Below are 23,108 nucleotides of genomic sequence, written 5' to 3' on the forward strand. Positions count from 1 at the left end.
ATATCGCAAGATCATCAGACGCGGCCGAAATCATCGGAACTGAGCCGGGTCCAACGATCGCCCATCAATCCGCCGATGAAGATGTCGCCGGAGCGGACCGCTTCCGCTACCTCGGCAATGCGCGAGCGAACCATCGTTCCGCCGGCATAGCGGAAGAACACATGCTGGTGGCCGAAGAGCTGCGGCATGAATCGGCTCTGGGACTGCCCGGCAATGCCCACGCAACCCATATCCCGCGCCGCCGCGATGAGAGCATCCAGCGTCGCGCCCCAGTGGGATCCGGACGCCTGGATTTGCAGCAGGTTCGCGACGCCGCCGGCCTGGCCATAAAAAGCGTAGCAGCCCAGCATCTTGCCCGTTTCGTCGTAGATCCCGCCGAAATGAAGTGGCCCGTCGGCTCGTTTCTCGGCCGCCAGCGCAAGCAGCCGCGGCAACTCGCCGTCCTTCCAACTCGGTCGCAGGGAGTAATCGGTCAAAAGGATTGGCAGTCGCTCCGCAAATCGGACCGCATCGATCGGCTCCCGGTGGATCCGTTGGGAAGACGAGTGCTGGGCCGATGGCTCGAACCTTCTTCTTGCAAGAGCGTCGAATGCTCTCACGCAGGGATCGAGCGCAAGGCGGGGCAGCCCGGGCCATTTACGGCGCAGCGCGGCGGCGGCCATGGCGCCCGGCCGGAAAACACAGGTCCATTCCAGGCAGTGCACCGGCAGCAGCTGATACTTCATCGGACGCGCGAAGGCCAAGGATGTGCGATTGGCGGAGTCGGTCAGGTAGAGATCGAATTCGCCTTGATGCAGGGTACGCAGCAATTGCGGCCCGGCCCAACCGTGATCGGTATTTGAGTCGGTCATGAAGGGACCGATGATGGCCGCGTTCAATGCGCTTCCGTTGAGCTCGTAGCGGGCTTTCAGAACGCCCATGAAGCCACCCAGGCGGCCCTGCGGATCGATCTGGACAAGAGCCTTGCTCTCATCCCCATCAAGGTAAAGCTCCCTCATGTAGTCGGCCGTCTGCGCGATCGCGCGATCGCGCTGGAGGCGACGATGGCGGAACTTCATCAGGAATAGCGCGGCGACGTGCTCGAGATCCCCGGCGGCCAAAGGCCGAACCGAGCCATGCTGGGATTCCAGCGTCGACGGCGCGGCCACCTTTCCCGGGCCGGTCATGCTTCCCAAAGAAAATCTCCGTTCAACCGGCATTCCTACAGAAACAAAAAATCCTGGAGGCCAGCGCCTATCGCATCCGATTTGCTTTTCTGTAAATATACGACAAATGTTGCTTCAAAAAGCGCGAGACGATCAAATTTAAGAGAGCAACTACTAAAATATTCAATGTATAGAAAGAAAATTGAATAGAACATTATGCAGCCATATCCGCATAACGTGAAGGCGGTTGTAACAGTCGAGTTGGCAGGCGGATCGCTCCGAAGACGATGCTCCGGCTGCGCCCGGCCGGGGCCGGGCGCAGTCCCCTTTCCTCAGGCCACGAGGCCCTTGGTCAATTCGAGCGCCTGACGCTCGAACAGCCGCCGGTAGATGCCGCCGTTCAGCCGGATCAGGTCGTCATGCGAACCTTCCTCGGCGATACGCCCGCGATCGAAGACCAGCAGCCGGTCGAGCGCCCGCACCGTCGAGAGCCGGTGCGCGATCACCAGGGTCGTGCGCCCGATCATCAACCGCTCCATCGCCCTCTGGATCAGCACTTCCGATTCCGAATCCAGGCTCGACGTCGCCTCGTCCAGGATCAGGATGCGCGCGTCGGCCAGAAAGGCGCGGGCGATCGCCACGCGCTGACGCTCACCGCCCGACAATTTCACGCCACGTTCGCCGACCAGGGTTCCATAGCCCTTGGGCAGGCTTGTGATGAAATCATGCGCGCTGGCGAGTTTGGCCGCATGCTCGATCTCGGCCTGGCTGGCGCCGGGCCTGGCATAGGCGATGTTCTCGGCAAGCGAGCGGTGGAACAGGATCGGCTCCTGCTGGACGATGGCGATCTGGCTGCGCAGCGACGCCTGCTCGACCTGCGAGATATCCTGGCCGTCGATCAGAATCTGCCCGGCATTCACGTCATAAAGCCGCTGGATCAGCTTGACGAAGGTCGTCTTGCCCGAGCCCGAATGCCCGACCAGTCCCACACGCTCGCCGGCCCCGATATCGACCGAGAAATCGTGATAGAGCGGCAGAAGGTGACTGCCGTAGTGGAACGTCACTTTGTCGAAGGCGATGTGCCCATCGGTGATCCGGATCGGCTGAGAACCGGGGCGGTCCTCGATGCCGAGCGACTCGGACTGGAAGTCGACCAGTTCCTCCATGTCGTTGATCGAGCGCTGCAGGTTGCGGATATGAGTGCCGATGTCGCGCAGATAGCCCTGCAGCACGAAGAACGAGGTCAGCACGAAGGCGACGTCGCCGGCGCTTGCCTGGCCCCAGGCCCACAACATGAGAGCAAGACCGATCACCGCCGCACGCATCAGGAGCAGCAGCGCCCCTTGCGTGGTGCCGTTGGCGGTGCCGCGCATCCAAGTGCGTCCGGTGCGCAGGCGCCATTTGGCGACGACGCGCGCCAGCCGCGCTTCCTCGCGCGCCTCCGCGCCGAAGCCCTTGACGACGGCATTGCAGCTCATCGCGTCAGCCAGCGAGCCGCCCAGCCGCGTGTCCCAGCTGTTGGCGAGCCGCGCGGCAGGCGCGACATAGCCGAGCGACAGCATCGCCGTGACCGCGATGAACAGCACCGAACCGGCGGCCACCACAGCCCCCATCAGCGGCCAGAACCAGCCGAGCAGCAGCGTCGAACCGACGAGCATGACGACCGACGGCAGAAGCGCGATCAGGATCGTGTCGTTGAGCAGGTCCAGCGCCCACATGCCGCGCGTTATCTTGCGCACCGTCGATCCGGCAAAGCTGTTGGCGTGCCAATCCGTCGAGAAGCGCTGCACCCGATGGAAGGCATCGGCGGCAATGTCCGACATCATCTTCAGCGTCAGCTCGACGATCCACAGGAAGGCGGCGTTGCGCAGCACGACGCCTGCCAGCGCCAGCACCATCAGGGTCGAGAACGCCGTCATCGCCGCATTCCAGGCGACTGCGTCGGTTCCGGCGCCGCTGGCCACCGCATCGACCAGGCGGCCTGAATAAAAGGGTGTCAGCACGTCGGCGAGCGTCGAGAGCAGGAAGGCGCCCATGATGAGCGAAAGCCGCCACGGCTGGTGGCGCCAGTGACTGAACGTAAAACCAAGCACACTGCGAAAGGCGCTCGCGCGCAGATCGATCTTGAAACGAGCCATGATGTCATCCAGGCGCAAACGAGCCCGGTCCCGGTAAAATCAAATTGGAAAACCCGCGTCCGCGCGTTGCGTCTCTGAAAGCGGGAGGTTCAGTATGGTAGGCCGCCCGCCCGAAGGCGGCGACCGGCAGCGGCAAACGCCTGTTCGGCGTCTGGCTCTCCGAGAAACCCTCGGAGCGCCGGCGCCGACCTAGGCCTCGCGGCCTCGCGTAACGATGTCAAATCCTGCCATACGGTCCTCCCGGAAGGGAATCGCGGAAACGCCCTTATAGGGAGGCATCAGCCGATCGCCAAGTCGGCCCGTCACGGAAATGGCATCTGGTCCAAGCACTGAGACGAATTTGCAACAACGGCGGGTTGTGGCCAAGCCTCAGGCAGCGGGTGAGCGATCCAGTCGCATGTAGCGCCCTTCCGCCCGGAATCCGAACTTCTGGTAGAGGCTGTGAGCGTCGCTGGTCGTGAGGCTCCAATGAGAAACCGTCTTCATATCGGGATGATCTAGCAGTGCCTGCACAAGCCGTTTGCCGATGCCATGCCCACGACGCTCCGGCCAGACGATGACGTCGGCAAGATAGGCAAAGACCGTGCAGTCGGTGATCGCGCGGGCGAAGCCGACCTGCCTGCCGTCGAGATAGGCGCCGACGCAAAGCGAGTTGTCGAAGGCGCGACGGTTCGCCTCGTCGGTTCGCGACGCTCCCCAATAGCTTTGCATGAGCTGGTCGGAGGTCGCCCGGAAATCGATCCGCGACAGGTCGAAACTGATTTCAATATCCTGCATGCGCGGCGCAATCTCGGGGACTAGCCGCGATCCCGGAACCGGTTGGTGATCGGATAGCGGCGGTCGCGGCCGAAATTCTTCCGTGTGATCTTGACGCCGGGCGCCGCCTGGCGGCGCTTGTATTCGGCGATGTAGAGCAGGTGCTCGACGCGTGCCACCGTGGCCCGGTCGTGGCCGCGCGCGACGATGTCGTCGACGCTCATCTCGTTCTCCACCAGGCATTCCAGAATGTCGTCCAGCACCGGATAGGGCGGCAGCGAATCCTGGTCGGTCTGGTTCTCGCGCAGCTCCGCCGACGGCGCCTTGTCGATGATGTTGTTCGGGATGACCTCGCCGGAGGGTCCGAGCGCGCCCGGCGGCACGTGCGAATTGCGCCAGCGCGACAGCGCATAGACCTGCATCTTGTAGAGATCCTTGATCGGGTTGAAGCCGCCGTTCATGTCGCCGTAAAGCGTGGCGTAGCCGACCGACATCTCGCTCTTGTTGCCGGTGGTGACCACCATCGAGCCGAACTTATTGGAGATCGCCATCAGGATCGTGCCGCGGGCGCGGCTCTGCAGGTTCTCCTCGGTGATGCCTTCCTGGGTGCCTTCGAAGAGCTGGGTCAGCGCGTGCTTGAAGCCTTCGACCGGCTCGGAGATCGGCACGATGTCGTAGCGGCAGCCGAGCGCTCTGGCGCAGTCCTCGGCGTCCTTCAGCGAATCCTTCGACGTATAGCGGTAGGGCATCATGACGGTCCGCAACCGCTCTTCGCCCAGCGCATCGACGGCCAAAGCCGCGCAGATTGCCGAGTCGATACCGCCGGAGAGACCGAGCACGACGTTCTTGAAGCCGTTCTTGTTGACGTAGTCGCGCAGGCCGAGCATGCAGGCGCGATAATCGGCCTCTTCGCGCTCGGGGACCTTCGACATAGGACCTTCCGAGCAGATCCAGCTGTCTCCCTTTCTTTTCCAGGTGGTGACGTCGACCGCGTCCTCGAACTGGCTCATCTGGAAGGCGAGCGTCTTGTCGGAACCTATTGCAAACGACGCGCCGTCGAAGATCAGCTCGTCCTGTCCGCCGAGCTGGTTGGCGTAGATCATCGGCAAGCCGGTTTCGATGACCTGCCTGATGACGATCTGGTGGCGGACGTCGATCTTGGCGCGGTAATAGGGCGAGCCGTTCGGCACCAGCAGGATCTCGGCGCCGCTTTCGGCCAACGTCTCGCAGACGGCGATGTCGCCCCAGATGTCCTCGCAGATCGGAACGCCGATGCGCACGCCGCGGAAATTGACCGGCCCCTGCAGCTCCGGTCCGGCCTGGAACACGCGCTTCTCGTCGAACTCGCCATAGTTCGGCAGATCGAGCTTGTAGCGCTCGGCGATGATCTTGCCACCGTCGGCGAAGACGATGGAATTATGCGTGCCGGTCTTGCGCTTCAGCGGCGTGCCGATGATGACGCCGGGGCCGCCGTCGGCCGTGTCCTTGGCGAAATCCTGCGCCGCCTTCTCGCAAGCCTTCAGGAAGGACGGCTTCAGCACCAGGTCTTCCGGCGGATAACCGGCGAGGAAGAGCTCGGTGTAGAGCACCAGATCGGCGCCCTGGCGCGCCGCGTCCGCCCTCGCCTCGCGCGCTTTGGCCAGATTGCCGGCGACGTCGCCGACGGTCGGGTTGAGCTGGGCGACGGCGATGCGCAGGATATCGGGAGCGGTCTTGGTCATGGAACGGATTTAGCGTGGCTGAAATCGCCCCGCAATGGCGATTGCTTGTGCCAATCCAAGGTGCGCACGAATGCGCTCAGCCTAATCGCCCATGTACTCGCGCAACGCCTCTGCCGACCGGTTCTCGCCGATCGACATCGCCAGGATGCGCGAGATGTGGCGGCGCGGCAGGCCGGTTTCGGCCGACCATCGGTTGATCTGCGCCTGGATCTTGTCGAGATCGCGCTTCGAGGTCGGGTTTTCGGCGATATCGAGGCCGGCGTCGCGCAAGGCCGCCGCCATGTCGGTGGAGACGACAAACGTGTCCCATTCCATCCAGCGCAGAAAATACTGTCCGGTGTTGCCGCCGAGCCGGCTGCCATGCTTGGCCAGATAAGCGGTCAGGCCGACCTGATCGTCCGCCGGCCAGGAGGCGATGAATTTGCCGAAGCTGCCATTCTCCTTCGAGACGCGATCGACGAAAGCAGCATTGTCGCGCACCGATTTGATCTTCTGCGGATTGCGCACGATGCGGCTGTCGGACGCCAGCTCGTGCCAGAAGTCGTCCGGCTGGAACAAGAGCCGCTTCGGCTCGAAGCCGAGGAACGCTTCCTCGAACCCCGGCCATTTCTGTTCGATGACGCGCCACACGAAACCGGCGGCGAAAATGCGCTCGGCCATGGTGGAGAGAATGCGGTCGTCAGGGATTTTCGCCACCGCGGTGTTGTCGGGCGCCGGGCCGAGCAACGGCGCCAACACGGCCTCCCCGCCCTTGCGCTTTGCCGCACGCGCATGGATTTTCTGGAATTCGAGCATCGTTTTCCTCGCCTGTTCGCCGCAATCTAGCACTTCACGTCCGGCCCAGCAGCCTCTACCTCTATCGACGCCCGGCCGAAGGAGAAGGCAGATGAACAAGATCGTCGAGGACATGGCGAACCGTTTGCTCAAGCGAAAGCCGGACGGTTTCGGTCCGCTCGAGAGCCGCGTGCTCCAGTCGACGCTCGAGCGCACCACCATCGCGCGCGACACCAACAAGGCCGTCGCCTTCCACGAGACCTATGGCGACCGCGTCGCCGACAGCATCGCCAGGATCGGCGGCTCCTGGTCGTTCATCCTCGGCTTCCTTGCCTTTCTCGTTATTTGGACCGTCGGCAATGTCTGGCTGCTCACGCGCGACGCCTTCGACCCGTACCCTTTCATCTTCCTCAACCTTGTGCTGTCGATGCTGGCGGCGATCCAGGCGCCGGTAATCATGATGTCGCAGAACCGCCAGACCGAGCGCGACCGCATCGACGCCGCGCATGACTACGAGGTCAATCTGAAGGCCGAGATCGAGATCATGGCCCTGCATGAAAAGCTCGACGAGTTGCGCCACAGCGAGATCATCGGCATGCGTGACGAAATCCTGCGCATGGCCGAGCAGATCAGGCGCATCGACGAAAAACTGTCGGCGCGGCCCGCAACAGAATGAGCGAGACCATCCACCACCTCATCGAGCAATATGGGCTGATCGCGGTCTTCCTGGGTTGCGTCGCCGAAGGCGAAAGCGCCGCGATCCTCGGCGGCTTCTTCGCTCATCAGCATGTTTTCGTGTTGTGGCAGACTTTCCTCGCCGCCTTTGTCGGCGCCTTCGCCGGCGACACCTTCTTCTTCACCATGGGGCGCAGCTTCGCCGAACATCGCTATGTGAGACTGTTGCGCAGGCGTCCGGGCTTCAGCCGCGCCTACCGCCTGCTCAACACCCATCCCAACATTTTCGTGCTGACCAACCGCTATATCTACGGCATGCGCCTGGTCGGCGGCATCGCCGCCGGCCTGTCGACCGTGTCCATGCCGCGTTTCGTCATCCTGAATGCCATCTCGTCCGCGGCCTGGGCGGCCCTGTTCAGCGGCATAGGCTATATCTTCGGCCTGGGCGCGGAGCACATGGTGGGCGAGGCGTTTGCTCGCCATGAGCGCCTGCTCATCGCCCTTGGCGTCGGCATCGTTGTCGCCGTGGTCGCCTGGTTGGTAGGCCATCACTTCGCGAAGCGCGAACGCGCCAGGGAAAACCGGGCGGGATCGTGATCAATCCGCGAGGTTCAGATCGGCGCGCCGACAAGGCGTTCGATGAGGGCGACGCCCCAGACGCCGCCGGCGATCACGATCGAAATCAGCACCGCCAGCGAGCCGCAATCCTTGGCAAGCTGGATGTCGATGTGGAACTCGCGCGAGATCGCGTCGCAGGCCGCCTCGATACCGGTGTTGAGCACTTCGACCATGATCAGGAGCAGCACGGCGCCGACGAGCAGGGCATAGCCGCGCCAGGAGACCGAGATGAACCAGCCGGCCGGCAAGGCGAGCGCAAGCAGCAACAGCTCTTGCTGGAACGCCTTTTCGTGGGCGGCCAGCTTGCGGAAAGCCCGCACCGAATTGATGAAAGCATCGATCAGCCGCTGCATGCCTCTGCCCCTTTGCGAGTCACCGGCAGGGGATATCGCAATGGCGGGATCAAGGGAATAAGGCAGCCGCCGCAAAATTCATCCGTCCGCGACCTTTATCGACGGCGTCGATTTCTCGAACTGCGGCAACCCATCCTCGATCGAATAATAATCGCCCTTGTCGCCGACGAAGATGTGGCTTTCCGCCGAGAGGCCGCTCGGCCTCTCGAAGGATCCGGCCATGATGGAGATCGTATCCAGTTCATTGTGCTTCCAAAAGAGCAGCGAGCCGCAGGTGCGGCAGAAGCCGCGTTTGGCCACGTCGGAGGCGCCGTACCAGGTGAGCGCGGCGGCGCCCTCTATGACGATATCGGCGTCCTTGGAGGCGGTTGCCGCGACGAAATGGCCGGTTTGCCGACGGCACTGCGAGCAGTGGCAATAGACGACGCCGCGCAACGGCCCGCTCGTCCTGAAACGCACCGCCCCGCACAGGCACGACCCGCTATGGTTTTCGTCCATTCCGGCCTCCGTCGACATCATCTGTCCCGTTCTTTGCGGAATAGAATTTCAGTTTTGAAATGGCTGGGCACCGGCAAATGCGACACCGGAGCGACGCGTTTCAGAAGCCGCGGCTGCACCCGCTTTGCACCCTGTGGTAGCAGAGACAATGAGGAAATGCCGGCTATTAAGGAAACTTTAGCGGGACCGCATTTATGCTTCCCACAAGCAATGGTCGTGTTGGGGACGCGCCATCGCAACCGCAATTCTGATTCAAATCCCCGCGTGAGCGACTCCCGGCGGTGGCAGGTCTCCGGTCGCACTGAAGGGGAAGTGAACACAACATGCAGCCGGCAGCCATTCCGACCGACAGGAATACCGACATCGCCAGCACTGTCGTGGCGACGATGCGACAGCTCGGCGTGCTCGGCCTGCCGCGCAACTATGAAATCTTCTACGAGGCGCTGAGCGGCAGCAATCGCGAGCTCAGCCTTGCCGTCGTCTCGTTGAGCAACCGTCCCACCCAGGAGGACCTCGATCGCATCGGGCGGGCCTTCTTCCCGCAGCACCACGGCCCCACCATTGTCGAGCACGCCCGCGAGATGGTGGCCAAGGAGCTTGAGGACATTGCCATGCTGTTGCGCAATGAGCACTCGCATATCGAGAAGTACGGCCGCATCCTCGACGAGACATCGAGCGGCCTAAGCAATCGCAGCCTGCTTTCGCAAGAGCTTCTGCAAAAGATCGCCGGCGCGATGTCGGCCGCCACCAACTCGACGATCGACCACGGTCGCCAGATCGCCAGCACGCTCAGCGAAAAGACGGCCGAGCTTGAAAGCGTCAAGTCGAAGCTCGAGGAATACAAGCGGCTGGCCGACACGGATCCGCTCACGCAACTGTGGAACCGCCGCGCCTTCGACAAGGAGATCACCCGGATCTACAACAGCAATCGCGGCATCCTGTTCAACGCCTTGATCCTTGCCGATATCGACCATTTCAAGGACATAAACGATCGCTACGGCCATCCGGTCGGCGACAGGATCCTGCAGATCATCGCCGAGATCTTCCAGTCCAGCGTGCGTTCCGACATATTTGTCGCGCGCACCGGCGGCGAGGAGTTCGCGCTTATCGTCGAAGGCGCCAGCGAGGAAGCCACCTATGAGATCGCCGAGCGCATCCGCGCGCTCATCGAGCAGACCCCGTTCGCCAGCAGCCAGAGCGGCATCAACTACGGCACCGTTACCGTATCGCTGGGTATCTGCATGGCTTCGGAGGCGGAAAGCCCCGAAGACCTCTACACCAAGGCGGACCGGGCGCTTTATCGCTCTAAGGTCGGCGGCCGCAACCGCGTCACCAGGCATTCGACGACGGCGGGCCGCCCCGCCAAGGGCTGGCTGCTTTACAAGAAAGACTGACAACCCCCTTTCCAGACGAATTTTTGTGGATTATATTTTCCACAGAAATGAAAAGGGTGCGCTCATGCAACGTCCAGTCGCGGCCGCGACGGCGGCCGAAAACGCCGTCATCACCAAGGCCACGCTGCGCGCGGCCGACCTGCTCGACATCACCGCCAGGACGCTCGCTTTGGTCATCGGCGTGTCGGAAGCGACGGTCTCGCGCATGCGCCGGCAGGAATTCCTGCTTGAACGCGGCACCAAGCCGTTCGAGCTGGCGGTGCTGTTCGTTCGCCTGTTCCGCTCGCTCGACGCCATCGTCGGCGGCGACGAGACCGTCGCCCGGGCGTGGCTGAAGAGCCCCAACACCACGCTCGACGGCACGCCGCTCGAGAAAATCCTGACGATTGCCGGACTTGTCGATGTCATTGCCTACCTGGACTCCCGGCGCGCTCTCGTCTGAGGCCGTCAAGCTCGAAGGCAAGTACTGGCGGATGGTCGAGGCGCAACACCGTGTCTCGACCCTCAAGCTCGTCGACACACTCCACGAGCAGGCGCTGCTGGAGGACCTCATCGAGGGCACCAAGCCGCAGATCCCGATGGAATGCCGCCATCTCCATTACCTGCTGGCGACGCCTTTTCGCTATGGCTCCGTCTACCCGTACGGCTCGCGCTTCCGCCGCGCCGGCAAGACCAAAGGCGTCTATTATGCCGCCGAGACGGTGCTGACGGCGGTGGCGGAAATGGCCTTCTACCGCTTGCTGTTCTTCGCGGAATCGCCCGCGACGCCATGGCCGAACGACACCGCGGAATACACCGCCTTCGCCGCCGCGATGAAATGCGATCGCGCGATCGACCTGGCACGGCCGCCGCTCGATCGCGACGAGAAGGCCTGGACGCACCCCACCGACTACACCGCCTGTCAGGCGATCGCCGATGTCGCCCGCGAGGCCGAACTGCAGGCGATCCGCTATCGCTCGGTGCGCGATCCGAAGGGCGCCAACATCGCGCTGTTGACGTGCAAGGGCTTTGCCAAGGCCAAGCCGCTGGAGCCGCAGACCTGGCGCATCCGGATCGGCTCTTTCGGCCTGCAGGCAATCTGCGAATTCCCGGACAAGCGGCTCGAATTCTCACGCACCGCCTTTGCCGATCCAAGGCTTGCCGGAATGCGCTGGGAGCGCCGCTGAAGTTCCTGCTAGGCCAGGATGTTGACCGCCCGCGCGGCCACCAGCGCGATCGTCAACAGCGAGATCATCGCCTCGGCCATCATCAGCAGCTTCGCGCGCTGCGTGAGCGGCAAGGTGTCGGTCGGCGAGAACGCCGTGGCATTGGTGAAGGCCAGGAAGACATAGTCGACGAAACCCGGCAGCCAGCCCTGTATCTCGCGATCGGGCAGCGTCATTTGCGGGAACAGGAAGTCGGCCTGCGCGCGCTTGACCAGGCCGCAGGTCGGCGGACCGCCGCGATCGGTGCTCCAGAACCAGAGCGCAAACACAATCACATTGGTGACCCAGATGTTGAGCGCATCGACGAGCAGCGTCGTGCCGGCGCCGGCATGCCCTTCCAGCAGCGCCCGCACCAGGTAAACCAGCGATCCGCAATTCATGATGCTGATGACGCCGGTCATCACCAATGCCGTGCGGCGGATATAGAGGCGCAACTGGCCGATCGCGTACCAATGCTCGTGATCGACTGCCTTGCGCGTCGCCATTTGCGTCCAGGCCGTCGCGATCGACAGGGGCACCAGCAGCGCCGCTTCCACCGTCGGGGCGAGCCAGCGCGGACCGAAGGACAGGTTGTTGATGACCAGAAGCTGCAGGCAGATGATGACGAGAACCGCGGCGCGCGCCGACCAGAAATCGAGCCCGCGGTGATGAATGACGGCATGCTGGTGGCGCATGGAGGCACCTGTATTGCTGGAACGGCGGCGCCCCTGGGCCGGCTCCGGCAACGATCAGCCGGCGGTTTCTGCCCGAAGCGCCAGCGACGGGTTCCATAGCAATCTTGGCTTTACAATGTTGCGGCAGCATACATTTTCGTAAGCTTTTGCTATCGGACTGTTCAGCAATCCACCGGTGTGATTTTAGGCCCGCATGTCGAGAACCAGCGAATCCGTAAACGTCTGGCCTGCCGCGGCCGCGGCTGAAGACGATCTGTCTTCGATCTGGAACAGCCTGGTCCGGCACCCATGGCGATTGCTGGCGCTTCTGTGTCTGATCCAGATCGCCTGCTGGACCGTGATGCCGGCGATCGTCAATGTTGGACCGCCGCGCGACGTCGTCGAAGGTTTCCTGTGGGGTCGCGAATGGGTGCTGCTGACCTACAAGCACCCGCAGCTCCCCTGCTGGCTGCTCGAGATCAGCCATCTCCTGACCGGCTCGTTCCGCTGGCCGCAATACATGCTGTCGCAGCTGATGGTCTCGACGACTTTCGTCCTGGTCTATCTGCTCGCGCGCGACATCATGGGCCCGACCCGTGCGCTCGCCGCCGTGTTGTTGATGCCCGCGATCTATTTCTTCGGCTGGCCCACCCCGCAATTCAACCATGACTACGCGCAGATGCCTTTCTGGGCCGCGACCTCTTGGCTGCTATGGCGCGCGGCGCGTGACGGGCGGCCGGGCTGGTGGCTCGCCCTCGGCCTCGTTGCCGGCGTTGGGCTCTATGCCAAGTTCTCGACGGCTCTGCTGCTGGCCTTCGGCGGCATCTGGATTTTGTGCGACACCCGTGCCCGAAGCCGGCTCGCCACGCCATGGCCGTGGCTCGGCCTCGCGGTTTTTCTTGGCGTCGTGGCGCCGCTGGCGGTGGCGCTCGTCCGTCTCGATTTCCTGCCGCTGACCTATGCCGAGCATCGTAACGCCTGGGTGATCGCCAACCGCGCCCGGCTCTACTATATCGGCGTTCAGCTTGCCGGGCTTGCCGCTGTTCCCGTCGTTCTGGCTATTTCCGGCCTGTTGCGACGGCAGCCCAGGCCCGTGCAAGACCCCTTGCCGGCCTACCCTGCTCCCGAGCGGCGCGCGGTTGCCTACCTGGCATGGATGGGTCTAGGGCCGGCGCTCCTGATCATGGCCGCATCGCTGTTTACCGGCACCGGCGAAGCCTGGGGCGCGACGATGTACAATCTCGTCGGCGTCCTGGCGATCGCGCTTATGGGCCGGCGGCTGGGACCAACGGAATTGCGCCGGCTGGCGGTGCTGGCGCTGCTATGCGTGGTCGGCGTGTCGAGCGCCTATGCGGCGACCCGCTGGACCAGTTGCAACATACTCGGCCGCCTCCAGCCAATGTGCTGGCCGGCGCGGTCGATTTCGCTGACGGCCGATGCAATCTGGCACGAGGCGGTGTCCGCGCCGCTGGGCATTGTCGGCGGCGACGACGGCACGGCCAGGCTTGCCGGACTGGAAGCCCCGGACCAGCCTTCGATCTTCACGACCCTCGACAGGCGTCTCGCGCCCTGGATCACAGACGAGCGGCTGCGGGATCAGGGCATGCTGCTTGTATGGCCGCGCGGCTGGAAACTTTCTCCGCAACAGGAGGCCTGGACCGCTGGCCTGCCGGTCAAGACGGTGGCATTCAACTGGTCGCTCAAGGGACCGCCCCTGGAGATCAACTTTGCCGTCATTCCGCCCGGTAGAACCAGCTTCCCGGGCAATCCTCCCGGACCGCCCGATCCGGAATGAGCCGACCCCGAATAGCCGGCGGTTGAAACCTATCTGCCCAAATTGAAAAGGCGCCGGCTTTCGCGCCAGCGCCTCCGATGATGATCCGGCATCAGGCCCCGTTCAGGCGATGGCGGCCTGCTTGTGCTGCACCGGGTGGCTCTTCTTGAGCAGGTCCGAGACCAGGAAGGCGAGCTCGATCGCCTGATCGGCGTTGAGGCGCGGGTCGCAATGGGTGTGGTAGCGGTCCTGCAGGTCTTCCGCCGTGATGGCGCGGGCGCCGCCCGTGCATTCGGTGACGTTCTTGCCGGTCATCTCCACATGGATGCCGCCCGGATGCGTGCCTTCGGCGCGGTGCACCTCGAAAAAGGTCTGCACTTCCTTGAGGATGCGGTCGAACGGCCGCGTCTTGTAGCCCGCCGCCTCGATCGTGTTGCCGTGCATCGGATCGGACGACCACACGACGTTGCGGCCTTCCTTCTTGACCGCCCGAACCAGCTTCGGCAGGTGCTCGGCGACCTTGTCCGAGCCGAAGCGCGCGATCAGCGTCAGGCGGCCCGGCTCGTTGTCGGGATTGAGCAGGTCGATGAGTTCCATGAGACCGTCCGGCGTCAGCGACGGGCCGCATTTCAGGCCGAGCGGATTCTTGATGCCGCGGCAATATTCGATATGCGCGTGATCCGGCTGGCGGGTACGGTCGCCGATCCAGATCATATGGCCCGAGGTCGCGTACCAGTCGCCGGAGGTCGAATCGACGCGCGTCAGCGCTTCCTCGTAGCCGAGCAGCAGCGCCTCGTGGCTCGTATAGAAATCCGTCTCGCGCAGCGCGAAATTGGTTTCCGACGTGATGCCGACCGCGCGCATGAACTCCATTGTCTCGGTGATGCGGTTGGCGAGCGCACCGTATTTCTCGCCTTGCGGGCTGTCGGCGACGAAGCCCAGCATCCAGCGATGCACGTTCTCCAGGCTGGCATAGCCGCCCTGCGCGAAGGCGCGCAGAAGGTTGAGCGTCGCGGCCGACTGGCGGTAGGCCATCTCCTGCCGGGCAGGATCTGGGATGCGCGACTTGGCGTCGAACTCGATGCCGTTGATGATGTCGCCGCGATAGCTCGGCAGCGTCACGCCGGCCTTGGTCTCGTTGTCGGACGAGCGCGGCTTGGCGAACTGGCCGGCGACGCGGCCGACCTTCACCACCGGCTGCGCGCCGGCGAAGGTGAGCACCACCGACATCTGCAGGAAGACGCGGAAGAAGTCGCGTATGTTGTCGGCGCCATGCTCGGCGAAGCTCTCGGCGCAGTCGCCGCCCTGGAGCAGGAAGGCTTCCCCGGCGGCCACCGCCGCCAGCTGCTTCTTCAGCTTGCGCGCCTCGCCGGCAAAAACCAGCGGCGGGAAGGTGGCAAGCTGTGCTTCCGTGGCCTTCAGAGCGGCAAGGTCCGGATAGGCCGGGACCTGCTTGATCGGCTTTGCTCTCCACGAATTCGGCGACCATTTCGTCATCGCTGCACCCAAACGCCCTTTCGGAGCAACCCCGGGAAAACTGTGAAATTTCCGTCGGAATTGCGTCAAAACAAACCGGCGAACGCGCTTGCCCGCCATTCCAGCCTCGATACGAGGTCGCGGCTCCTTACACGAAGCCGATTGCCTATTCTAGCCGGGTTTTTCAACAGTGGCGAATGGTTCCACCGCCTCGCTATGCCGTGTCCGCCAGCGCGAGCAGGAACAAGCCCAACCCCAACAACAGGCAAGATGGGCTGTAAAGCAGGCTGTCATATCTGGCGAAACGCGTGTTCCTGACCCGCTTGAACAGCCCGAAATATCGCGACCAGCTCAATGCCCGCAGGGTGAATGCGGCCGCCCACACGATAAGGGCCGTCTTCAGCAGCCAGTGCGGCAGCGGCAGGCGGATCAGACCGGCGAAACCAAGAAGAAGAAGCAGGACCAGCGCCAGGACCAGACCGACCGCCAGGGCACCGACGGCCGTCTCCTTCACCGCCGGACTGCCGTCCTCGCGTTGAGGCAGTGAAACGCCGGCGCCGATGCGGCCGCCGAAGGCCCAGTAGACATGGAATCCGGCGCCAAGCATCAGCACGGCCGAACAGGCAGCGACAATCGCCATTTCCATGCCTATCTGCCGGCGTCCTTCAGACGGCTGAGCTGGCGGCCAAGACCGCCCGTCAAATCGAGCGCGAGCATGCGAAGCAGCGCAATGGCGCTCCACAAGGGCCGTTCCGCGAAAGGTTTGTTGCTGTTGTGCTCAAGCAGGGGATGGGTGAACAACGCCGCAAGGTAGAAGACGGGAATGATGACCAGAAAGGCCCACCACGTCACGACGAAGGATGCCGCGACGCCGGCGATCGGCGCAAAGAAGAGGCCGAGGTAATGGATAAAGCGGGTTGAAGGTTTTGAATGGCCGGCAAGGTAGCCGAGCCAGTATTCATCGAAAGTTTGCGGGTTCATAAGCAGCCCCTGCAGCGATGATTAGATTGGCCTATTGAACCTCTCAAGTACAAATACTGCAATGGTCATAATCGTCGCACGCCCTGCAAGTGCGCGCGATCTTTCGGGTGGGTTACTATTTCCTTGCGAGGGGTGCGCCTGCCGCTGCAGCAGGCCGCAGGCCTGGTTCACGTGCCTATGCGGCCTTGTCGACGAGCCGGGCCAGTTGCGTCATCACCACCGCCGATCCCGCCAGGCGTTTTTCGGCATTCGGCCAGTCTCGCATGAAGACGACGCTATGGTCGGCGCGGATCTTGGCCAGCGAGCCCTGCTCGCCGATGAACTTGACCAGCCCGACCGGATTGGGGAACTCGCGCTTGCGGAAATGGATGACGACGCCCTTGGGCCCGGCATCGAGCTTCTCGACATTGGCCTTGCGGCAGAGCGCCTTGATGAAGACGATCTTCAACAGATGCGTCACCTCTTCCGGCAGCGGCCCGAACCGGTCGATCAGCTCGGCGCCGAAGCCGTCGATCTCCTCGGTGGTTTCGAGATCGCCGAGGCGCCGGTAGAGCGCCATGCGAAGCTGCAGGTCCGGCACGTAGCTTTCCGGGATCATCACCGCGGTGCCGACCGCGATCTGCGGCGACCAGCCGCCGTCCTGCGCCTCGCCGGTATCCTTCACCTCGGCCACCGCCTCTTCCAGCATCTGCTGGTAGAGCTCGAAACCGACCTCCTTGATATGGCCCGACTGCTCTTCGCCCAAAAGATTGCCGGCGCCGCGGATGTCGAGGTCGTGGCTGGCGAGCTGGAAACCGGCGCCCAGCGTATCGAGCGACTGCAGCACCTTCAGCCGGCGCTCGGCCGTATCGGTGAGCTTGCGGTTGGCCGGCAGCGTGAACAGCGCATAGGCGCGCACCTTGGAACGGCCGACGCGGCCGCGCAGCTGGTAGAGTTGCGCCAGGCCGAACATGTCGGCGCGATGGACGATCAGCGTGTTGGCGGTCGGGATATCGAGCCCGGATTCGACGATGGTGGTCGACAAAAGCACGTCGTACTGGCCGTCGTAGAAGGCGTTCATGATGTCGTCGAGCTCGCCCGGCGGCATCTGGCCATGCGCCACCGCCACCTTCAGCTCCGGCACGGATTCCTTCAGGAAATCATGGATTTCCGAAAGGTCACTGATCCGCGGCACGACATAGAAGGAATGGCCGCCGCGATAGCGTTCGCGCAGCAGCGTCTCGCGGATGACCAGCGGATCGAAGGGCGAGATGAACGTGCGCACCGCCATGCGGTCGACCGGCGGCGTCGCGATCAGCGACAGTTCGCGCACGCCGGTCAGCGCCAGTTGCAGCGTGCGCGGGATCGGCGTCGCCGACAGCGTCAGCACATGCACGTCGGACTTGAGGTCCTTCAGCCGTTCCTTGTGCTTGACGCCAAAGTGCTGCTCCTCGTCGATGATCAGCAGGCCGAGACGCTTGAACGAGATCGAAGACCCAAGCAGCGCATGCGTGCCGACGACGATGTCGACCGTGCCCTCGGCAATGCCCTTCTTGGTTTCCGCCAATTCTTTTGAACCCACCAGGCGCGATGCCTGCGCGATGCGGATCGGCAGGCCCGAAAAGCGCTGCGAGAACGTCTTGAAGTGCTGCCGCGACAACAGCGTCGTCGGCACCACGACCGCGACCTGGAACCCTTCCATGGCCGCGATGAACGCGGCGCGCAGCGCCACTTCCGTCTTGCCGAAGCCGACGTCGCCGCAGACCAGCCGATCCATCGGCTTGCCGGCGCCGAGATCATCCATGACAGAATCGATCGCCGTCTGTTGGTCGTCGGTCTCCTCATAAGGGAAACGCGCCGCGAACTCGCCATAAAGCCCTTCGGCCGGGATCATCGCGGGCGCTGCACGCATCTGCCGCTCGGCGGCGATGCGGATCAATTGCCCGGCCATGTCGAGCAGGCGCCGCTTCAGCCGCGCCTTGCGCGCCTGCCAGGCGCCGCCACCCAGCTTGTCGAGCGTCGCTTCGGCCGAATCGGAGCCATAGCGCGACAGAAGTTCGATATTCTCGACCGGCAAGAACAACCGGTCGTCGCCGGCATAATGGATTTCGAGGCAGTCATGCGGCGCACCGACCGCTTCGATGGTGCGCAAGCCGATGAAGCGGCCGATGCCGTGATCGGCATGGACGACGATGTCGCCCGCCGACAGCGACGAGGCCTCGGCGATGAAGTCGGAAGCCTTCTTCTTGCGCTTCGAACGCCGGATCAGCCTGTCGCCAAGGATATCCTGCTCGGCGACGACGACCATATCGTCGGTCTCGAAGCCGGATTCGAGCGGCAGCACGGCAAGACCAGCCTGCCCCGGCTCGAGCTTCTCAACCTCGGCAAGCGTAGCGACCGGCTTCAGGTTGCCGAGATGATGCTCGGCAAGGATCTGGCCGAGCCGGTCAAGCGAGCCTTCCGTCCAGCCGGCGACGATCACGCGGCGGCGTGCGGCGCGCTCGTCGGCAATATGCTTCACCACCACATCGAACACGTTGATGTTCGGGTCGGCGCGCTCCTCGGCAAAGCTGCGGCCTTGCCGCGAGCCGGCATGGAACACTTTTTTGCTCCCGACATCGGGCGCGTCGAAGACCGTGAAGTCGATGTCTTCGCGCGGACCGAGCGAAGCCTTGAGATTGTCCGGCGACAGATAGAGCAGGTCCGGCGCCACCGGCTTGTAGGGCACGGCGTCCTTCAGCGCGCTGTCGGCTTGCTTGCGGCGCGCCTCATAGTGGTCGAGGATCAGTGTGTGGCGCTCGGCCAGCGCCTCATGCGCCAGATGGTCGAAGACGACAGGCGCATCCGGCAGATAGTCGAACACCGTCTCCAGCCGCTCGTAGAAGAAGGGCAGCCAATGCTCCATGCCGGCGAAGCGTCGGCCTTCGCTGACCGCCGCATAGAGCGCGTCGTCGCGCGACGGCGCGCCGAAAGCCTCGATATAGGAGCGACGGAAGCGGCTGATCGTTTCGGGCGTCAGCGCCACCTCGCTCATCGCCTGCAGCGACATCGACTTGCGCTGGCCGGTGGTGCGCTGCGTCGCCACGTCGAAGACGCGGATCGATTCCAGCGTGTCGCCGAAGAAATCGAGGCGCAGCGCCTCGCTCCAGCCCGGCGCGAAAAGGTCGAGAATGCCGCCGCGCACCGCGAATTCGCCAAGGCCGCGCACCGTCGGCACGCGCTCGAAGCCGGAGATCTCCAGCCGCGCGATCAGCGCGTTCATGTCGATCTGGTTGCCGGGTCTGGCGTGAAAAGTCTGCGCCTCGATTAGCTCGGCCGGCGGGATGCGCTGCAGCAGCGCATTGGCGGTGGTGAGGATCACCGCGCGATGCGGCTTCCTGGCCAGCGCGATCATGGCCGAAAGCGCATCGAGCCGTCGCGCCGCGGCATCGGCGCCGGGCGAGACGCGGTCGTATGGCAGGCAGTCCCAAGCCGGCAGCTCCAGCACCGGTAGGCCGGGCGCGGCAAAGGCGAGCGCCTCGATGATCGCCGGCAGCCGCTGGCCGTCGCGCGCGACGAACAGCACCGGCTTGTCGGGCGCGATCTCCTGCGCCGTCTGCACCAGGGCGAAGGCTTCGTAGCCGTCGGCCACGCCGTCGACGATGAACTGACCGGCGCGGCCCTTGGGCAGGCCAATGGAAGGAATGAGGCTCATGAATATGCGTTTTTCAAAATGTCATGGTCCGGCGCGACGCCAGGATCTTCCGCAGAACCGCGCAGTCGATATCGGGCGGAACCGGGCGTTCGCCGGTGACCATCGGCAGGAATTCGGTGTCGGGGATTTCGAGAAGCCTCTCATATTGGTCGATTTCATCGCCGGTCAAGGCGCCGATCTCGGCGTCGGCGAAGGAACCGAGGATCAGGTCCATCTCGCGCATGCCGCGATGCCAGGATCGGAACAGAAGCTTGCGGCGGCGGGCGTCGAGCCCCTCGCTTGATCGCTGTGTTCCGGTCATGTCGCCGCATCCCTGTCCAAAGCGGCGCATATAGCGTGGATAGAGGGCGGTGTCAGCCTTTGCGCTGCCGCCGTCGCGACATAAGCTGACAGGATGCGTCCCACCATCCTCGATCCCCTGTTCGTTCCGATTACCTCGCTTGCCGGCGTCGGCCCGAAAGTCGGTCTGCTGATCGAGCGTGTGGTGCCGGCCGATCTCGGCGACCGCGCCGCGCGCGCGGCCGACCTTCTGTTCGTTCTGCCCAACACCGTGATCGACCGCCGCAACCGGCCCGGCATCGCGCTTTCGGCCGAGGGCCAGATCGTCACGCTCGAAGTGCGCGTCGACCGCCACCAGCCGCCGCCGCGCGGCAACAGGTCGGTGCCCTACCGGGTCTACGCCCATGACGACACCGGCGAGGTCGCGTTGACCTTCTTCCATGCCCATGCCGCCTATCTCGAAAAGGCAATGCCGGTTGGTGAGCATGTTGTCGTGTCCGGCCGCATGGAGTGGTTCAACGGCCGCCCGACCATGGTCCATCCAGATCATATCGCTTTGGCCAGCGAGGCCGACGGCCTGCCCTTGGTCGAGCCTGTCTATCCGCTGACCGCCGGGCTGTCGGCCAAGGTATTGCGCCGCGCCATCGGTCAGGCGCTGGGCCGCCTGCCGGAGCTGCCGGAGTGGCAGGACGACGCCTTCATGCGGCGCCAGACCTTCCCCGCCTTTGGCGATTCGCTCGCCCGTGTCCACCATCCGGCGGATCCGATCGACGTCGCCGTCGAAGGCTCGGCCTGGCGGCGCCTTGCCTATGACGAATTGCTGGCCGGTCAGGTGTCGCTCGCGCTGGTGCGGGCAAAGGTGCGACGCCTGTCAGGACGGCCGCTGGTCGGCGACGGCAGCATCGTCGAGAAACTGCGCGCGGCCCTGCCCTACAAGCTCACACCCAGCCAGGAATTCGCGCTTGGCGAAATCAACGCAGATCTTGCCGATCCCGAACGCATGCTGCGCCTGCTGCAGGGCGATGTCGGCTCCGGCAAGACGGTGGTGGCCCTGCTTGCCATGGCGCGCGCGGTCGAGGCGGGCGGCCAGGCGGCGCTGATGGCGCCGACCGAAATCCTGGCGCGCCAGCATCTGGCGACCATCGCGCCGCTGGCGGAGAAAGTCGGCCTGCACATCGCCATCCTGACCGGTCGCGAGAAGGGGCGCGAACGCACCGAGACGCTTGCCGGTCTTGCCAGCGGCGCGGTCGACATCGTCGTCGGCACGCATGCGCTGTTCCAGGAAAGCGTGGCGTTCCATGACTTGGTGCTGGCCGTCGTCGACGAGCAGCACCGCTTCGGCGTCCACCAGCGGCTGGCCATCACCGCCAAGGGCGACGCGCCCGACATGCTGGTGATGACGGCCACACCCATCCCGCGCACGCTCGTGTTGACCGCCTTCGGCGACATGGACGTCTCGAAGCTGACCGAGAAGCCGGCCGGCCGGCAGCCGATCCGCACCGTGACCTTGCCGATGGAGCGGCTGGACGAACTGGTCGGACGCATGCGCGATGCGGTCGCCGAGGGGCAAAAAATCTACTGGATCTGCCCGCTGGTCGAGGAATCCGAGGAGATCAAGCTGATGTCGGCCGAGGACCGTTTCGCTTCGCTGAAACCGTTGTTCGGCGACCGGATCGGCCTAGTGCACGGCCGCATGAAGGGTGCGGAGAAAGATGAGGCGATGCGCGCCTTCAAGCAGGGCGAAACGCGCATCCTGATCGCCACCACCGTCATCGAGGTCGGCGTCGACGTGCCTGACGCGACCATCATGGTCATCGAGCATGCCGAACGCTTCGGTCTTGCCCAATTGCACCAGTTGCGCGGCCGGGTCGGGCGCGGCGACAAGCCGTCCTCCTGCGTGCTGCTCTACAAGGAGCCGCTCGGCGAGACGGCCAAACGCCGGCTTTCGGTGATGCGCGAGACCGAGGATGGCTTCAAGATCGCCGAGGAAGACCTGAAACTGCGCGGCGAAGGCGAATTGCTGGGCACGAGGCAGTCTGGCACGCCTGGCTTCCAGGTGGCGCGGATCGAATTCCATGCCGACCTGCTGGAAGCGGCACGAGACGACGCGCGGCTGATTCTGTCGCGCGACCCGGAATTGCAGTCCCAGCGCGGCGAGGCGCTGCGCTTGTTGCTTTACCTGTTCGGCCGCGACGAGGCGGTGCGGCTGCTGCGCGCCGGCTGAGCGCCGAGCGGCGGATTGGCGAGCGGTCCTTCGATCGGTTCGCCATTCAGCGTCACCAGCTTGGCCTTGACCTCCGGCGCCACCATGCCGGCCGAGACGATCAGCTTGGCTCCGTCCTCGATCGACATGTCGAGCGGCACGATCTCGGATTTGTGCACATACATCAGGAAGCCGGTGGTCGGATTGGGCGTGCAAGGCATGAACACCGCGATCAGCGGATCGCCTTCCTGATCGAGCTTCTGGTTGATCTCGGTCTCCTTCTCGCTGGCGACGAAGACCAGCGACCACACGCCCTTGCGCGGATATTCGACGAGGCCCACCTGGCGGAACATGTCGCCCTTGTTCGACAGCACCGTCTCGAAGATCTGCTTCAGCGAGCCGTAGATGCCCCTCACCAGCGGCATGCGGCCAAGCAGCCTTTCACCGAAATTGACGATGGCGCGGCCGACGATGTTCGCCGTCAGGAAACCGATCAGCGTGATCAGCACCAGCGCCACGATCAGCCCGAAGCCCGGAACCGGGAACGGCAGATAGGTGTCGGGATTGTAGCGGACCGGAATGTAGGGCTTCACCCAGGAATCGACCCAACCGATCAGCGACCAGGCGATGTAGGCCGTGATCGCCAGCGGCGCGCAGACCACGAAGCCGGTCAGGAAATAGTTCCTCAGCCGGGTCATGCCAGAGGTCTTCAGGGCGTCGGACATGGGTTCACCGCGGCGCAGATTGCGTCGCCAAGATAGTGAACCGCGAGCCGGTTTGGAACTGCGAAGT

21 protein-coding genes are annotated in these 23,108 nt (G+C 64.0%); 7 read left to right on the plus strand and 14 right to left on the minus strand.

Annotated features, from left to right (window positions below; translation table 11 throughout):
- Positions 1-14 precede the first annotated feature (14 nt).
- The 5 genes from FJ414_RS20435 to FJ414_RS20455 form a co-directional block, all read right to left on the minus strand.
- Positions 15-1,166 carry a hypothetical protein gene (locus tag FJ414_RS20435; RefSeq protein WP_140646194.1) on the minus strand — a complete coding sequence of 384 codons (1,152 nt, stop codon included), beginning with the start codon at positions 1,164-1,166 and terminating at the stop codon, positions 15-17.
- 311 nt (positions 1,167-1,477) lie between these two features.
- Positions 1,478-3,283, minus strand: a complete 1,806-nt coding sequence (locus FJ414_RS20440; protein WP_140646147.1) for an ABC transporter ATP-binding protein — start codon at positions 3,281-3,283, stop codon at positions 1,478-1,480.
- Between the two features lie 369 nt (positions 3,284-3,652).
- A complete protein-coding gene (locus tag FJ414_RS20445; protein ID WP_140646148.1) occupies positions 3,653-4,060 on the minus strand; it encodes a GNAT family N-acetyltransferase in 408 nt (135 codons plus the stop codon).
- A gap of 20 nt (positions 4,061-4,080) precedes the next feature.
- Positions 4,081-5,760 (minus strand): NAD+ synthase, encoded by a 1,680-nt coding sequence (locus tag FJ414_RS20450; RefSeq protein ID WP_140646149.1) that lies wholly within the window; start codon positions 5,758-5,760, stop codon positions 4,081-4,083.
- Positions 5,761-5,841: 81 nt separating this feature from the next.
- On the minus strand, positions 5,842-6,555 hold the full coding sequence (locus FJ414_RS20455; protein WP_140646150.1) for a DNA-3-methyladenine glycosylase I: 714 nt from the start codon (positions 6,553-6,555) through the stop codon (positions 5,842-5,844).
- A 91-nt stretch (positions 6,556-6,646) separates the two neighbouring features.
- Between FJ414_RS20455 and FJ414_RS20460 the strand changes: the two genes are divergently transcribed.
- Both FJ414_RS20460 and FJ414_RS20465 read left to right on the plus strand, forming a co-directional pair.
- On the plus strand, positions 6,647-7,210 hold the full coding sequence (locus FJ414_RS20460; RefSeq protein WP_140646151.1) for a DUF1003 domain-containing protein: 564 nt from the start codon (positions 6,647-6,649) through the stop codon (positions 7,208-7,210).
- Positions 7,207-7,806 carry a DedA family protein gene (locus FJ414_RS20465; RefSeq protein WP_140646152.1) on the plus strand — a complete coding sequence of 200 codons (600 nt, stop codon included), beginning with the start codon at positions 7,207-7,209 and terminating at the stop codon, positions 7,804-7,806. The genes FJ414_RS20460 and FJ414_RS20465 overlap by 4 nt, the downstream gene beginning before the upstream one ends.
- A 14-nt stretch (positions 7,807-7,820) precedes the next feature.
- Here FJ414_RS20465 and FJ414_RS20470 read toward each other — a convergent pair whose 3' ends face one another.
- Positions 7,821-8,180: a diacylglycerol kinase gene (locus FJ414_RS20470; protein ID WP_140646153.1), complete on the minus strand. Its 360-nt coding sequence runs from the start codon at positions 8,178-8,180 to the stop codon at positions 7,821-7,823.
- Positions 8,181-8,258: 78 nt separating this feature from the next.
- Positions 8,259-8,678, minus strand: coding sequence for a GFA family protein (locus FJ414_RS20475; protein WP_140646154.1), 420 nt, complete (start codon positions 8,676-8,678; stop codon positions 8,259-8,261).
- Positions 8,679-9,001: 323 nt separating this feature from the next.
- On the opposite strand from FJ414_RS20475, the gene FJ414_RS20480 reads away from it, so the two are divergent.
- The 3 genes from FJ414_RS20480 (at position 9,002) to FJ414_RS20490 (ending at position 11,238) form a co-directional block, all read left to right on the plus strand.
- Complete coding sequence (locus tag FJ414_RS20480; RefSeq protein ID WP_140646155.1) at positions 9,002-10,072, plus strand: diguanylate cyclase; 1,071 nt, start codon at positions 9,002-9,004, stop codon at positions 10,070-10,072.
- A 64-nt stretch (positions 10,073-10,136) separates the two neighbouring features.
- Positions 10,137-10,514, plus strand: a complete 378-nt coding sequence (locus FJ414_RS20485; protein ID WP_140646156.1) for an MbcA/ParS/Xre antitoxin family protein — start codon at positions 10,137-10,139, stop codon at positions 10,512-10,514.
- Entirely contained in the window at positions 10,474-11,238 is a 765-nt protein-coding gene (locus FJ414_RS20490; RefSeq protein ID WP_140646157.1) for an RES family NAD+ phosphorylase, read from the plus strand. The genes FJ414_RS20485 and FJ414_RS20490 overlap by 41 nt, the downstream gene beginning before the upstream one ends.
- An 8-nt stretch (positions 11,239-11,246) precedes the next feature.
- On the opposite strand, the gene FJ414_RS20495 is transcribed toward FJ414_RS20490, so the two are convergent.
- On the minus strand, positions 11,247-11,951 hold the full coding sequence (locus FJ414_RS20495; protein WP_140646158.1) for a hypothetical protein: 705 nt from the start codon (positions 11,949-11,951) through the stop codon (positions 11,247-11,249).
- 193 nt (positions 11,952-12,144) lie between these two features.
- Here FJ414_RS20495 and FJ414_RS20500 point away from each other — a divergent pair, with 193 nt between their 5' ends.
- Positions 12,145-13,725, plus strand: a complete 1,581-nt coding sequence (locus FJ414_RS20500) for a glycosyltransferase family 39 protein (protein WP_140646159.1) — start codon at positions 12,145-12,147, stop codon at positions 13,723-13,725.
- A gap of 102 nt (positions 13,726-13,827) precedes the next feature.
- Here FJ414_RS20500 and FJ414_RS20505 read toward each other — a convergent pair whose 3' ends face one another.
- From FJ414_RS20505 to FJ414_RS20525, 5 genes are all read right to left on the minus strand, one after another.
- Positions 13,828-15,201, minus strand: coding sequence for a 3-deoxy-7-phosphoheptulonate synthase class II (locus tag FJ414_RS20505; RefSeq protein WP_140646160.1), 1,374 nt, complete (start codon positions 15,199-15,201; stop codon positions 13,828-13,830).
- Between the two features lie 193 nt (positions 15,202-15,394).
- The gene (locus FJ414_RS20510; protein WP_210239676.1) at positions 15,395-15,826 is read right to left on the minus strand and encodes a DUF3995 domain-containing protein; all 432 of its coding nucleotides are present in this window, start codon (positions 15,824-15,826) and stop codon (positions 15,395-15,397) included.
- 2 nt (positions 15,827-15,828) lie between these two features.
- Positions 15,829-16,161, minus strand: a complete 333-nt coding sequence (locus FJ414_RS20515) for an Mpo1-like protein (protein ID WP_140646161.1) — start codon at positions 16,159-16,161, stop codon at positions 15,829-15,831.
- Between the two features lie 175 nt (positions 16,162-16,336).
- Positions 16,337-19,834, minus strand: a complete 3,498-nt coding sequence (gene mfd / locus FJ414_RS20520) for a transcription-repair coupling factor (RefSeq protein ID WP_140646162.1) — start codon at positions 19,832-19,834, stop codon at positions 16,337-16,339.
- Between the two features lie 13 nt (positions 19,835-19,847).
- Positions 19,848-20,135, minus strand: a complete 288-nt coding sequence (locus FJ414_RS20525) for a succinate dehydrogenase assembly factor 2 (RefSeq protein WP_140646163.1) — start codon at positions 20,133-20,135, stop codon at positions 19,848-19,850.
- 93 nt (positions 20,136-20,228) lie between these two features.
- On the opposite strand from FJ414_RS20525, the gene recG reads away from it, so the two are divergent.
- Positions 20,229-22,337: an ATP-dependent DNA helicase RecG gene (gene recG / locus FJ414_RS20530; protein ID WP_140646164.1), complete on the plus strand. Its 2,109-nt coding sequence runs from the start codon at positions 20,229-20,231 to the stop codon at positions 22,335-22,337.
- Here recG and FJ414_RS20535 read toward each other — a convergent pair.
- Entirely contained in the window at positions 22,289-23,041 is a 753-nt protein-coding gene (locus FJ414_RS20535) for a DUF502 domain-containing protein (RefSeq protein WP_140646165.1), read from the minus strand. The two genes, recG and FJ414_RS20535, sit on opposite strands and share 49 nt — an antisense overlap.
- Positions 23,042-23,108 lie beyond the last annotated feature (67 nt).

Source organism: Mesorhizobium sp. B3-1-6 (genome assembly GCF_006439555.1).
GTDB lineage: Bacteria > Pseudomonadota > Alphaproteobacteria > Rhizobiales > Rhizobiaceae > Mesorhizobium.

Excerpts from the sequence above, each read along its gene's own strand:
- FJ414_RS20510 (WP_210239676.1), bottom strand. The coding sequence starts at position 15,826 with ATGGAAATGGCGATTGTCGCTGCCTGTTCGGCCGTGCTGATGCTTGGC.
- FJ414_RS20485 (WP_140646156.1), top strand. The coding sequence starts at position 10,137 with ATGCAACGTCCAGTCGCGGCCGCGACGGCGGCCGAAAACGCCGTCATC.
- FJ414_RS20515 (WP_140646161.1), bottom strand. The coding sequence starts at position 16,161 with ATGAACCCGCAAACTTTCGATGAATACTGGCTCGGCTACCTTGCCGGC.
- FJ414_RS20475 (WP_140646154.1), bottom strand. The coding sequence starts at position 8,678 with ATGGACGAAAACCATAGCGGGTCGTGCCTGTGCGGGGCGGTGCGTTTC.
- FJ414_RS20445 (WP_140646148.1), bottom strand. The coding sequence starts at position 4,060 with ATGCAGGATATTGAAATCAGTTTCGACCTGTCGCGGATCGATTTCCGG.
- FJ414_RS20535 (WP_140646165.1), bottom strand. The coding sequence starts at position 23,041 with ATGTCCGACGCCCTGAAGACCTCTGGCATGACCCGGCTGAGGAACTAT.
- FJ414_RS20525 (WP_140646163.1), bottom strand. The coding sequence starts at position 20,135 with ATGACCGGAACACAGCGATCAAGCGAGGGGCTCGACGCCCGCCGCCGC.
- FJ414_RS20495 (WP_140646158.1), bottom strand. The coding sequence starts at position 11,951 with ATGCGCCACCAGCATGCCGTCATTCATCACCGCGGGCTCGATTTCTGG.
- FJ414_RS20490 (WP_140646157.1), top strand. The coding sequence starts at position 10,474 with ATGTCATTGCCTACCTGGACTCCCGGCGCGCTCTCGTCTGAGGCCGTC.
- FJ414_RS20500 (WP_140646159.1), top strand. The coding sequence starts at position 12,145 with ATGTCGAGAACCAGCGAATCCGTAAACGTCTGGCCTGCCGCGGCCGCG.
- FJ414_RS20440 (WP_140646147.1), bottom strand. The coding sequence starts at position 3,283 with ATGGCTCGTTTCAAGATCGATCTGCGCGCGAGCGCCTTTCGCAGTGTG.
- FJ414_RS20435 (WP_140646194.1), bottom strand. The coding sequence starts at position 1,166 with ATGACCGGCCCGGGAAAGGTGGCCGCGCCGTCGACGCTGGAATCCCAG.
- FJ414_RS20460 (WP_140646151.1), top strand. The coding sequence starts at position 6,647 with ATGAACAAGATCGTCGAGGACATGGCGAACCGTTTGCTCAAGCGAAAG.
- FJ414_RS20455 (WP_140646150.1), bottom strand. The coding sequence starts at position 6,555 with ATGCTCGAATTCCAGAAAATCCATGCGCGTGCGGCAAAGCGCAAGGGC.
- FJ414_RS20470 (WP_140646153.1), bottom strand. The coding sequence starts at position 8,180 with ATGCAGCGGCTGATCGATGCTTTCATCAATTCGGTGCGGGCTTTCCGC.
- recG (WP_140646164.1), top strand. The coding sequence starts at position 20,229 with ATGCGTCCCACCATCCTCGATCCCCTGTTCGTTCCGATTACCTCGCTT.
- FJ414_RS20465 (WP_140646152.1), top strand. The coding sequence starts at position 7,207 with ATGAGCGAGACCATCCACCACCTCATCGAGCAATATGGGCTGATCGCG.
- FJ414_RS20450 (WP_140646149.1), bottom strand. The coding sequence starts at position 5,760 with ATGACCAAGACCGCTCCCGATATCCTGCGCATCGCCGTCGCCCAGCTC.
- mfd (WP_140646162.1), bottom strand. The coding sequence starts at position 19,834 with ATGAGCCTCATTCCTTCCATTGGCCTGCCCAAGGGCCGCGCCGGTCAG.
- FJ414_RS20505 (WP_140646160.1), bottom strand. The coding sequence starts at position 15,201 with ATGACGAAATGGTCGCCGAATTCGTGGAGAGCAAAGCCGATCAAGCAG.
- FJ414_RS20480 (WP_140646155.1), top strand. The coding sequence starts at position 9,002 with ATGCAGCCGGCAGCCATTCCGACCGACAGGAATACCGACATCGCCAGC.